This is a genomic window from Acetivibrio cellulolyticus CD2 (assembly GCF_000179595.2).
Classification (GTDB): Bacteria; Bacillota; Clostridia; order Acetivibrionales; family Acetivibrionaceae; genus Acetivibrio; species Acetivibrio cellulolyticus.
This window is the reverse complement of sequence record NZ_JH556657.1, coordinates 737,921-752,891: the sequence shown is the minus strand read 5'-3', so window position 1 is coordinate 752,891 and position 14,971 is coordinate 737,921. Positions and strand designations below refer to the sequence as shown.

Below are 14,971 nucleotides of genomic sequence, written 5' to 3'. Positions count from 1 at the left end.
ACTTTAAAAATTATATATTTATTTGAATATAAATATTTTTCGAGCGATATAATTCCAAAAGAGCACTACGGATGCTACGAAGATTTTTACAATAAGGTAGTATTTGTCTCCAAAAAGTGTAATGCCAAAACACATTCCACCTTCAGTAAGCCCAAGGCCAATAACACCTATAAGTGCAAAAATAATAAAAGACTTTAGCTGTTTGCTTTTGACTTTATCTTCAGCGCCTTTAAATACAAAGAGAATAGATAAAATGTAGTTGTAGATGAGTCCGGCAATAAAACCTAAAGCGGTTGCTATTAATATACCGGGTTTTCCTAAGTCGAAAAATAAAAGTTTTTTTGTTAAAAATAAGACGCCTGTATCGACAAGAAAGGCAGAACCACCAACAAATAAGTACCTTACAAATTCGAAAATGAAATCTATGCTTTCAAGATTTGTTTTTTTTAAATTTCTGAAAACTTCCATAATAGTCATATTCCTTAATTATTATAATATCCATAGATATTATAACATAAAATGCATTGTCCGCTAAATACTTTTTTGTCAGATGTTGCAAAATATTATAAATTGCTGCAAAATGCTTGGACAAAATTCGTGGAGTTTTTCGGTTGTCCATTTTATGTAATCTTTAGGATATGACTTTTGTGGTAAAAGAAGTCAACTTTAACACAATCAGCTAATATACTGTAAATGGTAATTTATTATTATTAAGTGGAGGAACAAATTGTGTTAAAAAAGAGGTACTTTGCCCTAGTGACTTGTATGCTGGTTGCCGTTGTGTTTCTGTGCAATACTATGCTAGTATGCTTTGGAGCTGCTGAAGATCAGAACGCAGCCGGAAATTGGATGCAAGGGGTGTACAACAAGCAGGAAACTAAAATCGAGAAGGTTACTTCTTGTAAATGTACCACATATGATGGTCAGGTAAGCGGTGACATGACTGGCACATATAACTTTTCCGAACTCGAATTTATCACTATAATGAGTGGTGAGTTGAGGTATAACGGAATTGCCAAAGGAAAATGGAATGCTGTTTTAAACGGTACCCATTATTCCGGAATTGTTAAGGACACTTTTTATTCTGATTCAGAAAGAAAAAATGTAAACGTTAAGTGCATACTTTTAGGAGAAGAAGCAGAGGGGTTGATGGAGTGTTCTTTAAGCAGGGAAGCAATATTTAGTCTCCAAAATGGAACCTTTTCAGGTAACTGTCTTATAACTAAACTCAATAAAAAAAACACGCAAGTGTCACTAAATGTAACTGGAAAATTTGACATTGAGAAAATAGACCAGCTTAGGGATACAAGTATATCAGTCAACCAAAGTGCTTTCAGCGGAAAAACCAAGGAAGGTCTGAACATTTATCCCGTTGTAACAAATATTCTTATTGCTGATGAAAACAGTCCTTATAATAATGAGGGGTTTTCAAACATTTCTTATAGTTCTTCTAAAGGTTCAGGCACTGCATGGGCATATAGCAGTATTTCAGATGATGGCCTGATTTCTGTGGATGGAATAATCAGAGGAGCTGTATCGGGTACTATTTCAGGAAAGATAAATTTCAGCAATGTTGTGTGGAAAATGAAGCTTTCTATCAATGAAGGCCAACTTCAAAATATTCAAAAGCCGATACTAAAAATGAGCATGTGGGGACCGTCTACCGTAAGTGCCGGGCAAACCGGATATATAGGTATTCAGTACTCAAATACAGGTGACTACTATGCGGAAAATGTTAAAATATTGCTGAATGTGCCTGCTGGGGTGGAGTTCTTGGCAGCGTCTCCGGGTGGTTCATTTAGTTCATCTGCAAGAACAGTAACATGGGAAATAGGTAAAGTGGATAAGAATACTTTTAATTACTTGTATATAAATGTGAGGTTTTTATCTACTGCAAAGTTTACTGCACTTCTTTATAATGATACGCAGTTTTGTTGTAAGGCAGAATGGACGGTAAGTCAGGTGCTGTACCCTCATGATCCTAATGCAAAATATGGACCATCAGGACCATATACTCCGGGAGAAAAGCTTAATTATAAGGTTGAATTTGAAAATGAAGGCCAAGGGGAAGCTTTTGGAGTATTTTTCACTGATACGCTTGATAAGGATTTAGATGATACAACTCTTGTTATTGGCCCTGTGTACAGTACAAAAGACAATACGCAGATTGCTCCGAAAGGAATTTATGACCCTGCAACAAGGACAATAACGTGGTTTGCAGGAGATGTCAAGTCAAAAGAGGGAGGTTATGCAGAGTACTCAATAAAGGTAAATTCCGGTGCGAAAGAAGGAACTGAAATATTGAACTTTGCAACAGTATACTTCCCATATGCCAATGAAGAAACAAGGACGAACCCAATAATCGGGTATGTCAAGGATTCTACTCCTCCTATCCTTTATGCTCGCCCAGGAGGCGGAAGTTATAACTCTGTTATAAGCATAACAATAAACTCCTCTGAGATTGCAGATATATACTACACAACAGATAATAGTGTGCCAAACGAAAACAGCACAAAATACGTTGGGCCTATTGTATTAAATAAAGATACAGAGCTAAGGTTTATGGGGATAGATTACTTTGGAAATAAATCGATTATTTATAATGAGAAGTACAAGATAAGATTACATGGACGAACTAATACACCATATCATACCTTATCACCGTCACCTACACCATCTTCATCAGCATCGCCAACTAGTACGCCTACAGTAACACCTGTGCCCACAAATACTATTAAACCTACACATCACGGAAGACACCCGTTTAAGGATATAGATGGACATTGGGCCAAGGAGGATATAATCAATCTTTACTGGAAAGGTATACTTGCGGGATACGAGGATAATAGCATAAGACCGGACTGTGAGATTAACAGGGCAGAAGTTGTTGTAATGATTTTAAAGGCACTGGGTATTAAACCTGCTGACAAAGTACAATCTGGATTCAGGGATGACAAGAATATACCTGAATGGGCGAAGGGCTATATAACCGCTGCAAAGGACATGAATATAATAAAGGGATTTGATGATGGCAGGTTTAAGCCTTTAGAAAAATGTACAAGGGAGCAGATAGCAGCAATTTCTATCAAAGCTTTCGAGTTTAAGGTAAGTGGAGACAATAAAGCTGACTTCGCAGATGTAAAGGATATTGGGGAATGGTATTTGGATTATGTAGGAACAGCGAGTTCTCTGGGAGTTATAACTGGATATACGGATAAAACATTCAAACCAAAGTCGTTTACTAAAAGGGCAGAAGCAATTGTAATTATAAACAGGTGCCTGAATATAAAGGAATCTGGTAAACCTACGAAATAATTTGTTTCGAAATTTCTCAAATAAAAGCTCTGGGGCATAGAGCTCCAGAGCTTTTGCCACTTTCAGATTATTCGAAAGGGGCGTAATCAAAGATGGGGAAGCCTAGGGGTTCCTCATTTTTACCATCTGTTTAGTCCAACGCCGCCAAACCTGTTCCCAAAGCCTTTGCTTTTAGGAAAACTACTTGGACCTCGTCTTTGACTCTTGATTTTTGTTCTACAGCTTAAACATCTCTGCGGTTCGTTCTGAAAGCCTTTCTCCTTGAAGAAGTTTTGTTCACCTTCCGTGAATAAGAATTCAGCACTGCAACTTTTGCATACCAATGTTTTATCGGCCATTTGACATACCTCCTTAGTAATTAGGATTTAACCGATTTTTGACGTGACTCCGTAGGTTAGAAAGGAGGAATGTACTCAAAAATAAATTAATCCTTTATTTTAATTATTATCCAGCAAGGACTAATTTATACAAAGATGGGAATAAATTTTTGGGATCAATAAAATATAACTTCCACTACTTTTGTGTCTAAGGCTTTTTAGGAGCCAGACCTTCAAAAAACAGTGGAAGTTATATTTCTGCAATTACCTCTAATGGAAATAGGGCTTTGTTATATAAATAACTTAACGTCATATTTGCCTTTAAGTTCGTCAACTTTTTTATAATACTCTGCTTGCTGTTTTTTTGCCATTAGCTCTGCTTTAACCTTATCTTCTGCTTCACTGAATGTTAATTCCATGGCATCTCTTTTTCCTGTAAGCTTTATAATATGAAAACCAAACTGTGTTTTGACAGGAGTTTTAGTGATTTCACCCTTGTCCAATGCAAAAGCAGCAGTTTCAAATTCAGGAACCATTTGTCCTTTGGAGAAGAATCCAAGATCTCCGCCATTAGCTTTTGAAGGACAAGTGGAGTACTCTTTTGCAGCATCTTCAAACTTTTTGCCTTCGTCTATTTCAGAGAGAATTTTATTGGCTGTTGCTTCGTCTTGAACAAGAATATGACTTGCTTTAACTGATTCAGGTTCATTAAAAAGTCCCTTGTTTTCGTTATAAAATTTCTTGGCTTCAACTTCGTTGATAGTTACTGATTTAAGGAATTTGCTCAAAGCATATTGCTTTAGAAAATTTACTTTTATTCTCTCGATTTCTTCAAGATACTCAGTTTCGTTTTCTAATCCTTTTTCAATAGCATCCAAGTAAAACAGTTCCTGCTCTGCTAACTGTGCAATGAGTTGTTTTACGCCATCTGGGCTTGTAAATTGAGTAGCAATTTTAGGATCAACACTTTGTAAAAAATTCTGTAAGTCTTGTGAAGTAATTTCTCTGTTACCGATTTTTGCAAATACTTTATTATCCATGACAGGTCTCCTTTTAATAATATACAGCTATAATAACAGATTATAGCGGATATGTCCAACCAGTATTATTTTACCCCAAAAATCCAATTTATTTAGAAATATCAGAAAATCACTTTATTCTCTAAATGACTTCTTTTTCAAACTCAGTGCTTCCTGAATCTTTAAATAAAATCTTCTAAATTCTTATCAACTTTTTCAAATCTAAAAGTATTCAAAATATAGCCGAAAAGTTATGTATAGAGAGGTAAAAGAAGATATTGAGGCAGCAAGTAAAAATCCCGCTTATAGTGGAAAAATCAAGCTATACCACCATTTGAAAGGGTAGTACAGCCTGATTTTTGCAAGTTCCAAAAGATTTTACAAATCTACTGATTAAAGTTACCGGTAATAAGAAAATCTCCGGGTATATTAGCTGATTTAAAATTAATATAATTATTGTTTACAAATAATAGGTTCTTGAGGGCAAAAAGAGAAATCTCATTAAAACTAATGTTCATGTGCCCAACAATTTGTCCTGGTAGCTGTTGGTTTATTTGTTGATTGAACCGGGCATCCAAATCATCACAGCCACAAGGTCCTCCTCCTGAAAGATGCCCTGAAACAACACAGGAATCATCACTCATGCTTATACTAATCTTTTGTTCCATACCCGTACCAGTAATTCCGATAGACATATTTGCATTTATATCTAGTGTATAGTCAGTGCTTAAGGGATTATCCGTTTCATCCGTATTTCCACTAGGATAGGTAGTTATTATATGTTCAGTATAAGATTGTGTCATTATACGATGGAATTCTAGGCCTATAGCATTTGTATTTGGAAATAAAGTCATTCCATCAACACTATTATTTACCTGTGACACAAAATAACTATAATCATTATTAGTGCAATAACCGTCACCAGAGTATGTAGTCTCACTATGATTTAAAGAACTCAAATCAACATTCGCAGCTAGATTTCCCTGAGTAAATTTAGCATTCCAACTTCCAGTTATATTGCCTGGATTTATACCAATCAGGCACCACCCGTTGGTGTTCAAACTATTAGGCAGTACGTTGTCAAAAAATACCTTGCTGCTAATCATCAGACTACACTCATTACCTAATGGAATAGGTTCATCTACATTATTGATAAATGCTTGACTATAGCTTTGTGCATCTCTATTAGCTGTTGTAATAAATAACTGTAAAATTCGGTTTTTACATGTTCTTGTGATTAGTGTTTTAAATAAAAATTTATTGGGGCAAAGATCTGGTAGTATGCTTATATTACTTAAATCCAAAGAGTTTAATATAAATTGGACTTTATTGTTGGTAAAGTAATTTATTAATGATGTATTGAAAGCGGATTTATCATCGTCATTATCAACAGTCATATTTTTGCTGGTGAAAGTCCCTGCTTGCATATCTATAGCAATACTTAAAACTTTACTCTGATCGCTATTCCCTGTTCCTTCAATTTGGCCTAAAGGAACAGTAGCAAGAATCAAAGCATCCGGATCAACCACAACAGGATCATCCCAATCAATATCCTGATCAGTATTTTGAGAACCATTTTGTACATAGCCATCTAGAATTGGGATCTCCAAATTTATATTAACTGTATCATTTTCCATAAAGGATAATTTAGGATAACCGTATGTTACTTTGAATTTTTTATAAGTAGTTAATTTGCTGGTTGGATGAGATTCGGTTGTTACGTCGATTATAGTGGCATAACTAGTACTTTCTTTTAGTTGATCATACTGTTCATTTAAAGCTGATTGAATTTTATTCAATGCCATATTAAACACTACGTCCCAACCGTTTAAAACAGTACAATTACTCATATTTCCTATTAAGCTTTCAATCGGAGGTGTGTCAGGTGAAACAGAAGGAACTTCATCAGACATCGCATTCAAAGGAATATAAGCTTTTTCTGCTACAAGAGGTATAGACATTTCCCCATGCAATACCGCTGTATCCACAATTCTCGCATTAAGTATGAATTTTAAAGATACGTCTGCGAAAACATCATTAAATTTAAGGCCTTTATTGATGGAGGTATTAGGTAAGCTGATATTCCATGTGGAAAACGGGCTTATTGGGTTTACACCATCTGACCAACTCTGCCCCTTATCAGAAAAATTAGGTTCATTTGTTCCTGCAATGAACTCATAAATACGCTCTCTGGCAACCGTTCTGAAAAAAATCGGATTTCGTTCCGTATCTCTATCCACAAAAGAATTGCCTGGATAATCCAATTTAACAATATACTTACCGCTTTCTGTTGAAGAAATACCATCAATATTAACAACTACTGATTGGACTCTGGCACATACATATTCGTAGAAGTTTATGTTATCCGGAGTGATATTGAGACTATAGGAATTGCCATCAATTAAATTATTCACTGGAACTTTTACGCATACATTAATCTCAGTTGTTGTTGATTCTTGTATAGCTTTCAATTTTGTAAGAGCATTCATGGTATTTTGTTGCTGATTAACAATTGCTCCCTTAAAATTCAACAAATCAAAAGAGTTTATAACTGTAGCAGGCTGAAGGTTACGATACTGTAACGATTGGTCCTGAAGTAAAAAAGTCTTTGCCAAAGTTCCGAGCATTTGAGTACGTAAGAAAATTAAACTACTAGTCATACCAATCAAATCGAGCGATAATGGGTTTAAAGAAGGAATGTTTTCAGGTTTTAGAGAATCAGACAATTGATCAAGACGCACTTGTTGAAACTGACTTAAAGAATTCAAACGCTGCTGGTCATAAACTTCTTTAGCTATCTGTGTAGCGGAGTTTTTTGCACTCAATAAAGCTTTACCTCTTAAAACAAGAATGCTAAATTCTTTTTGCAATTCCGATTTGGCATCAATATTAGGTCCACAATTTAAAATACACGTCATATTAGTATTTAGCTCATCCCAAGCTAGGTAACTGTTTACGTCAAAATCACAGCCATCAAGATCATTTAAAGCTGTTTGTGCATTATTCAAGGATTTGTAGTCAGCGTTAACAGTAGTGTAAACCTTGTAGGTGTTATTTAAAATATTTAGCAACTTCTGTATCCGTTGGAAGGTCAGACCTAATTCCTTGACAGCATTGATGGAACTTGCCGGAATAATAATAGATGTAACAGCAGAAAAAAAAGTTGTTGCAACATCCAGACCAAATTGAATTTCTTGTTGTGTCTCCCAATTGCTAACAGCTTGTTTGTAGGCTTCTACTGCATTACTAACGTTAATTCTTTGTTCATCAACACTTATTTGCATTTTGTTGATGTTATCGTTGGCTAGACGTAACTCATCTTGTTTCTGGCTGATAACTGACTGGTAGTAAGAGGAAAGGTCACGTTGTTGATCGGCGTTTGCTTGAATAAATTTTACAAGAAGTTGGCCTGTTTGAATAATGTCATCATTCAAAGTTTTACCGACATCAATAATCAGTTCCTGTGTTTTGCGGGTATCGATAATCTCTTGATATTGATTTATTTGAGCAGTTATTGCATCAGAATAATTTAGAATGTTTGTTACTTGTTGCTGATAATTTTCAGGTGGCAACAGCGGCACGAATGTCCCTTGAGAAGGATTTTTAACCATACGGACAGCATCAAGGGCAGAAACTCTCAATTCGATCATATCCATATCTGTGCAATCATCAGGGATAATTTCACCAAGCCAGCGCATAGCTTCTTCTGCAAATTTGTATGAAGGATCATTTCTATTTGTATAATTACATCCACCAATTATTGAATCGGCATAGGTATAGGCGAATGATAAATTGTCTTTTAATCTAGGTAAATATTTTACATCTGGAGCAATGCGAATATCATCTTTTATAGAAACAAGATATCTTCCATATTCATTAATATTGTCACAAACATATCTTAATCCATCACATATAGTTTCACTTCTTGTGCAGGAACGGTTAGAAATCTGTAAACAACCATAAAAACTGAAACAAGAGATTGAATAATCAAAAAAAGCATCGTCATCGATAATGATGTTTGTAATATTTTCATTGCTTTCAAGTTTTGCCGTTTGAAAAGCGAACATAATATCGTTACCGGGAATCTGTATTTCACTTGATGTGGAAGAAATCATATTAGCACACAATGTAAATTTGCAATTTTTTTCTGAAGCAACAAATTGCAAATCACCAAGATCTATAATAGGTTTGTAAGTATTTACATTGGTTGTAGCAATAGTTGATACAAATCCTGGAATATCATTATATGAGGGTAAGGTAGAATCACTATATGGAAAATAACTTTCAAAGTGAGGAGTAATAGCTTGTTTGAATTTTTGAACCATTGCAGATTTAAATACACGCTTCCAAGCTTTTCGTCTCTCAAATTCCAAGAAAATAGCCAGAGTTGTTAGGTTGTAATTTATTGGGGCTATCTCCGTATATTCACTATTTAAAATCAAGCTATTGATATTGCAACCGTCGATATAAGGGGCAAAAATACTATTATTTTCACTCCAATATTTATCCTGCCAGACATTAGCCTCAAGATCATTCTTTAGTTTCAGGTCACCGCTGAATGATAAAATATTTCCATATTCTTTTACATATCCATAAGTGCCGGTATTAGCATCAGTTGTATACATTAAAAAGTTCATTGCATTTTCTCCGGTAAAATTATTAGAATTGAAAGCTCTTTTTACCGATTTAAACTTGTTTTGCTCATAAGCAAAGACCTGGAAAATACAGTCGCCAAACATGACCTGCGAAATAAAATGAGTTCCATATGTTTGAAATGAACTAAGATATTTCTGTGCATGCTCCACTGTAAATTGTGATGGATCAAAATGTCCATCAGTTCCAATAGGGGAACGCAATTTAATAAGATTTGAACGAAATTTGTCAACCACTCCAAAACTCTTGTCAGGCCTCAATGGATGGGGATAAAGTGTAATGCCATTCTTTACTGTGGGATGAGAAACAGATCCTATTTCTTTCCTCAACTGCACAAGTACAAAACCATAATTGGAATTACCAATATTCACACCAAGTGTTTTAGAAAGAGACTGGATAGCTTCATTACAATCATGATCACCTATAAGTAATGAACCTGTAGTGATTTCTTCATCAGCACTTCTAACTAAAGAACCAATAACTTTAAATGGGAAAAGATTACTTAACAGACTTTCAGCAGTGTCATAAATGGATATTTGAGGATAGCTCCAAAACGAATCTGTATCCGATGGAAAATCGAAATCTTTCTCCTCCAAGGAAAGCATTGGTGAAAAGAAAAGCCCCGTCTTATCCGGATCGCCCGGTACCCAATCGGGGTTAAATCCTAAAGTCAAGTTTATACTTGTGCCAAGTTTAATGTTTAATGGTAACATCGACAACACCCTTTCTTCATCCAAGCCACTACCTATTGCAGCTGTGCCAGTTCCGTAAAAATGAAAATCCCCATTCATAACTATATACATCCCTGGAACGCTAATAATATCATGGACTTTATATTGTTATTGTAGTAACTATATTAAAGTCTAATTCAACAGTAAAATATGGTGATAATGAATCAGTAGAAAAATCACATACAATTTTAGCATTTTTGGTACCCTTTAATAAAGTGAACGTAAATGTATTTTTACTGTTAATCTCTTTTTGAGTTTGATTTTCATGTATTTGATTTATTATTTTAGTATCAGTTGGATTTTTTCCATCATTCTCATATAATGATATTGTTGCATTATATAAGTCAGATGCACCATTTTCAGAGTTAATAATTAATAACGTGCCTTTAAAAGTACTATCGTTATCAACCTCATTCAATACATAAGTAAACTTATTTTCCTTTTTGTCTAAATATCCTTCGAAAGTTACTTCACCAGTTGTAGTTACTTTTTTGGATAGACTTTTTTCTGCCATATTATTTCCCTCCTGTTTAAGTTAGCTGTAGCTATTGGGGTATAGCCACAACACCATATTTTTGGTATGTTAGAATTAGATATTACACAACATATACAAAGATTTTTAGTATAAAGCAATATATTTTATAATTATAAATATATGTTACTTTTAAATACTTATTACTCATAACCTATAACCGATTTGCTGGAGAGCCAAAAGTAGTGCAAAATAAAATCACTACGAAAGGGTGTCAGAAATGGTTTATTATAACCGACAACGTCGCCATACAGGGATTGGTTATATTTCACCGTTCGAATTTAGATTTAAATATTTTGAAAGATTAAAGATGGTCAGATATAGATATTTAGAGATATTTTAAGCTTTCAGTTAATATGCATTAATAAAACCTGTCCGAAAAATGGAAAACAACACTTTACCCGCAATAAAATTATTTTACCCAAATTATAAATTTGTAATTTCTATTATTTATTTAAGAGGTTTTGTCGATATCATCATTAGTTAATTTCGCTATCCAGTGTTATGGGAGTTTTCCAGATTTAACAGTCAAAGCTGTATAAAAAATGTTGTATAAATATATTCTAAGAATATGAAGGGAGAAGTGTAAAATGTCAGTAAAATCTTTTTTGAGTTCTTTTTTTAATAGTTCAAATGTCACTAAATTAGTAGAGAAAGACTCCAGGATCAAGCTAAAACACTATGAGTATGATGAATTTTTTGAAGCTCAAGTAGAGAAAATTGAAGGTGAGCAGATAAAAATTGCTATAGATGATGTAATTGAAAGAGAAAAATTCCGTACGAATGACCATCTTGTTGTAAGTTTTCTGAAATCCAATGAGGTATACTGGGCAGATGGAGAGATAATGTCTATTAAGCATGGTTTGGCTGTGGAAATTATTTTAAAGCTGAAGGATATTAAAAAGCGCGAGAATATGAGAAAGAAAAGCCGTTATTTTGTCAGTCTTTCAGGAAGTATTAAGAAGGATGCTGAGGAAATGGGAAGGGCGGTAATTATAAGGGATTTGAGCTTTGAAGGCCTAAGACTTGATTGCTCAAGTGACCTTGATTTGAACAGCAATGTGTATATCAGCATAAACCTGAGTAAAAATGAGAAATGCAGTTTTAAAGGAAGGGTTGTAAGAAAAGCCGAGTTTGGAAAAAGTTTTGAATATGGAATTGAGATCAGTAATATTATGAGACAAAATAATATAATCCTATATGACTATATCAATAAACTGGAGAATGCTGTTTAAATGTATTGCCTCGTAACAGGCTTTTAAAAGCACTAGTTAGATACATGATTCTGGTGATGCTTAATGGGGGTATTTATGAACTTGTATTTGATAGCAGGTGCCAACTCTGATGCAGTAAAGCAGGCATTGGAGAGGAATAGTATTACCGTTGTGAGGTCTGAAGCATCTATTGCAGAGGCTCTGAATTTCTTATCAAAAAACTACCTCGAATATGATTCGATTTTACTGACAGATCAAGGTATGATTAATGACTATCAAAATTTCAGTGGGATATTAGAAGGACTAAAGCCGATATTAAACCGTCGTTCGGAGTTTAAATTCATGACTAAGGATCCTGCATTGGAGACGGTTTTTAAAACGGTTTTCGGAAGTGATGGCAGGTTTCATGTTTTTTTAACCGATCAGGTTAAGATACCTGTTATGGCTCTTATTGATTTTTGTATATCAAAGACCTCCAGTCAGGAAGATAATAGGTCTATTAAGCAACCAATTGATGATACGGTTATGTTAAAAAAGCCCCGGTCGATTTTTGATAAATTTAAACCAGGGGCCAGGCAGGGACTTGAGCTGGAAAGCAAGCCTGAGGAGGGCAGTAAGCTTTTACGTCCTAAGGAGAAGAGTAATGAAAAAACACTATTAAGTTTAAAGGATTCTAGAAAGGTAGTAATTATTACCGGACATAGAGGCTCTGGTGTAACCGGAACTATTGCAAATATTGCATCGGTTGCAAGTAACCAGGGTCTTTCTGTTATGATTTTAGACATGGACACTGTTTATAGAGGAACTAATCTTTTTTTTACAAAGTTCGGTGATGAAGTTGAGATAAACTCAGATTTAGGATATTCTCTTATCCGCTGCCTTATGAAGCCGGAGTCTTATGATATCAATTCATGCATGATAAATGAAAATTTATCCCTAATAGCATTGGCATATTCTGTTTCCAGCAAGGACAGAATACTGGAAGCTATGGATTATAAAAGGGTTTTAAGTCTTATCAGTCTACTAAGAATGAAATACAATCTGGTTTTAATAGATCTTCCGATAGAAATTTTAAAACATTTTCCTGATATTATCACGCAGATTGACAGTATCGGGCTATGCGTAAATAATAATCTTTATTCCGTTATAAATACTGTTAAGGCCGTTGAAGAAAGCATATTAAAAGATACATTGCTATTTAGAACAAAGAGCAGGATCATAGTCTCAAAGTATAATGAAAACAACAGACATCACGGCAAAAAGTTTTCTCCTGAGTTTACATGTGAAATATTAAATGACATTAGCGGAATATCCAAGGGAGAATACCAAAGCGGCGGCATGATACCTTATTCAAAGGATTATGATTTGCAGACAAGTAGTGGGGAACGGATATGTAATACAAACAGCGTGTATAAAAATTACTATTTAGATATATTAAAAAATCTATTCCAGTTCTAAAGCATTAGAGGAGGTCTATATGGACGTAAACAGTATAAAGAACATAAAACCAGGAAGCAACCTGCCAAAGAAAATAATTGCAGTGCTTGTAAGTGTAGTTGTGGTAATTGTATCTTTTATGTATTTAAATAATGTCAACAGTGACGCAAAAGAAGTTATAGAAATCGTGGTTGTAAAGCCAGCGGAGGGAATTCCTGCCCAAGCTCTTTTGACTGAAAAAATGCTTGAAAAGGGGAAAATTTTGAAAAGTGATTTCAAGGATAAAATGGTTACGTATGATAAAGTTGGTGAGGTTTTAAACAAATACTCGGCATACTTTTTAAGATACAACACACCTGTATATTTTGATCAATTGACCGAAACGAAGCCTATAAGAAACGAATGGCTGTATAGCCTGTCAAAAGAAACAGAGGTTTTGACTGTGCCTTATGACTATGACAAGTGCGGAGGGGATGTCCTTATGCCTGGGGACTATGTGAGGGTCAGGGTTACTCAGGAATATGACGAAAATACTGCACCTTCATCAGATGTAGGACAAAATCCATATTTTAGTACAGGGGTAAGCTCTTCAAAACGAATGAAAACTGAAATACTTTTTGACAAAATACTTGTTAAAGATATGCTAAATTCAAAAGGGCATTCGATATACGAAGTTTATCGTGAAGTGCAAAAGTTGGGAGAAGAGGAAAAACAGGCAGCGATGACCAGCAAGGATTTTATGCAGAGTGTTCTTGCCAAATCTCTGGTTTTTGAAGCTACTCCTGAACAGGTTAATAAATACGCCCACTGCAATGTAACTACAGCTACCTTTACCTTTACCATTTTAACCAGAGAAGGTAATAAAAATCTTATAGAACAATTGCCTACCGTCGAAAAGGAGGTAGAAACATGGATAAACAGCAACAAGAAAGAGTAGATGTCAAGGAAATCTTAGAAAAACTATCTCCTAGAGACAAGATATACAGTGAAATTGAAACAAATAAGATTATTGATAACGTCATAGCTTTTTTCCCTTCAGGTGATTCAACCGACAGTTCAATATTAATTGCAAATTTGGCAGCGTCAATAGCAAAAAGATCTTGGAATGTGTGCATTATAGATTTTAAAGTATTTTATCCGAATATATACAAAATGTTAGATTGCGAAGCTATGCCAAAGGGGAAAGGGCTTATAAAACTTCTAAGAAGTGACAAGATTGATTTTAGAGAAGAAATCAGTGATACCAAGTACAGAAACCTATACCTTTTATCACCAAGTCCAATGGACCTTATAGAAGAGTACTTTGATTTTCAGTTTGAGGATATTGACAGGGTCATTAATACAATAAAGGAAATGTTTGATCTTATATTAATAGACGTTCCGAATTTTCCACCGCTGGAATTCTGTGTTGGTGCAATAAAGCAGTGCAATGTCGGGTTTTGTGTGTGGAGCGAAAGAATAGACTGCCCGCAAAACACCCAGAGGTTTCTTAGCTATATAGGATCATTGGGTATCAGCTCTGCGAAAATTGCAAACGTAATTTTAAACAATGTTCAGGGCTTTGAATATGACAAGCAAATTATTAACGAAATGGGTATGAAGTTTATAGGAGAAATTCCTCATGTACCTTCGGTTATCAATTATTCTCTTGAGGGCCGGGTTTATTCTGTTGACAGCATAATTATAGATAAAAGATATCAGCGATCGATTGAGCGTCTGACTGATCTGCTGGTTAAGTAATAATTAAATCTGT

The 14,971-nt window shown here is 34.7% G+C and carries 10 protein-coding genes; 5 read left to right on the top strand and 5 right to left on the bottom strand.

Features of this window, described 5'->3' with window-relative positions; all coding sequences use genetic code 11:
• Positions 1-18: 18 nt before the first annotated feature.
• Positions 19-468, bottom strand: coding sequence for a GtrA family protein (locus ACECE_RS0215080; protein WP_010248690.1), 450 nt, complete (start codon positions 466-468; stop codon positions 19-21).
• 261 nt (positions 469-729) lie between these two features.
• Between ACECE_RS0215080 and ACECE_RS0215070 the strand changes: the two genes are divergently transcribed.
• On the top strand, positions 730-3,315 hold the full coding sequence (locus ACECE_RS0215070; protein WP_010248686.1) for an S-layer homology domain-containing protein: 2,586 nt from the start codon (positions 730-732) through the stop codon (positions 3,313-3,315).
• Between the two features lie 119 nt (positions 3,316-3,434).
• On the opposite strand, the gene ACECE_RS0215065 is transcribed toward ACECE_RS0215070, so the two are convergent.
• The 4 genes from ACECE_RS0215065 to ACECE_RS0215050 all read right to left on the bottom strand — a co-directional run bounded on the left by ACECE_RS0215065 (position 3,435) and on the right by ACECE_RS0215050 (position 10,549).
• Complete coding sequence (locus ACECE_RS0215065; protein WP_010248683.1) at positions 3,435-3,653, bottom strand: zinc-ribbon domain-containing protein; 219 nt, start codon at positions 3,651-3,653, stop codon at positions 3,435-3,437.
• 269 nt (positions 3,654-3,922) lie between these two features.
• Positions 3,923-4,672, bottom strand: a complete 750-nt coding sequence (locus tag ACECE_RS0215060; protein ID WP_010248680.1) for a peptidylprolyl isomerase — start codon at positions 4,670-4,672, stop codon at positions 3,923-3,925.
• Between the two features lie 365 nt (positions 4,673-5,037).
• Entirely contained in the window at positions 5,038-9,900 is a 4,863-nt protein-coding gene (locus ACECE_RS0215055; protein ID WP_162862555.1) for a hypothetical protein, read from the bottom strand.
• A gap of 235 nt (positions 9,901-10,135) precedes the next feature.
• The gene (locus ACECE_RS0215050; protein WP_010248676.1) at positions 10,136-10,549 is read right to left on the bottom strand and encodes a hypothetical protein; all 414 of its coding nucleotides are present in this window, start codon (positions 10,547-10,549) and stop codon (positions 10,136-10,138) included.
• 608 nt (positions 10,550-11,157) lie between these two features.
• Here ACECE_RS0215050 and ACECE_RS0215045 point away from each other — a divergent pair.
• The 4 genes from ACECE_RS0215045 (at position 11,158) to ACECE_RS0215030 (ending at position 14,958) form a co-directional block, all read left to right on the top strand.
• Positions 11,158-11,802: a PilZ domain-containing protein gene (locus ACECE_RS0215045; RefSeq protein ID WP_010248674.1), complete on the top strand. Its 645-nt coding sequence runs from the start codon at positions 11,158-11,160 to the stop codon at positions 11,800-11,802.
• A 75-nt stretch (positions 11,803-11,877) separates the two neighbouring features.
• Complete coding sequence (locus ACECE_RS0215040) at positions 11,878-13,239, top strand: P-loop NTPase family protein (protein ID WP_010248672.1); 1,362 nt, start codon at positions 11,878-11,880, stop codon at positions 13,237-13,239.
• Between the two features lie 19 nt (positions 13,240-13,258).
• Entirely contained in the window at positions 13,259-14,155 is an 897-nt protein-coding gene (locus ACECE_RS0215035) for a hypothetical protein (RefSeq protein WP_010248670.1), read from the top strand.
• On the top strand, positions 14,128-14,958 hold the full coding sequence (locus ACECE_RS0215030) for a MinD/ParA family ATP-binding protein (protein ID WP_010248668.1): 831 nt from the start codon (positions 14,128-14,130) through the stop codon (positions 14,956-14,958). The genes ACECE_RS0215035 and ACECE_RS0215030 overlap by 28 nt, the downstream gene beginning before the upstream one ends.
• The last annotated feature ends 13 nt before the right edge of the window (positions 14,959-14,971 follow it).

Excerpts from the sequence above, each read along its gene's own strand:
- ACECE_RS0215080 (WP_010248690.1), bottom strand. The coding sequence starts at position 468 with ATGGAAGTTTTCAGAAATTTAAAAAAAACAAATCTTGAAAGCATAGAT.
- ACECE_RS0215065 (WP_010248683.1), bottom strand. The coding sequence starts at position 3,653 with ATGGCCGATAAAACATTGGTATGCAAAAGTTGCAGTGCTGAATTCTTA.
- ACECE_RS0215060 (WP_010248680.1), bottom strand. The coding sequence starts at position 4,672 with ATGGATAATAAAGTATTTGCAAAAATCGGTAACAGAGAAATTACTTCA.
- ACECE_RS0215050 (WP_010248676.1), bottom strand. The coding sequence starts at position 10,549 with ATGGCAGAAAAAAGTCTATCCAAAAAAGTAACTACAACTGGTGAAGTA.
- ACECE_RS0215045 (WP_010248674.1), top strand. The coding sequence starts at position 11,158 with ATGTCAGTAAAATCTTTTTTGAGTTCTTTTTTTAATAGTTCAAATGTC.
- ACECE_RS0215040 (WP_010248672.1), top strand. The coding sequence starts at position 11,878 with ATGAACTTGTATTTGATAGCAGGTGCCAACTCTGATGCAGTAAAGCAG.
- ACECE_RS0215035 (WP_010248670.1), top strand. The coding sequence starts at position 13,259 with ATGGACGTAAACAGTATAAAGAACATAAAACCAGGAAGCAACCTGCCA.
- ACECE_RS0215030 (WP_010248668.1), top strand. The coding sequence starts at position 14,128 with ATGGATAAACAGCAACAAGAAAGAGTAGATGTCAAGGAAATCTTAGAA.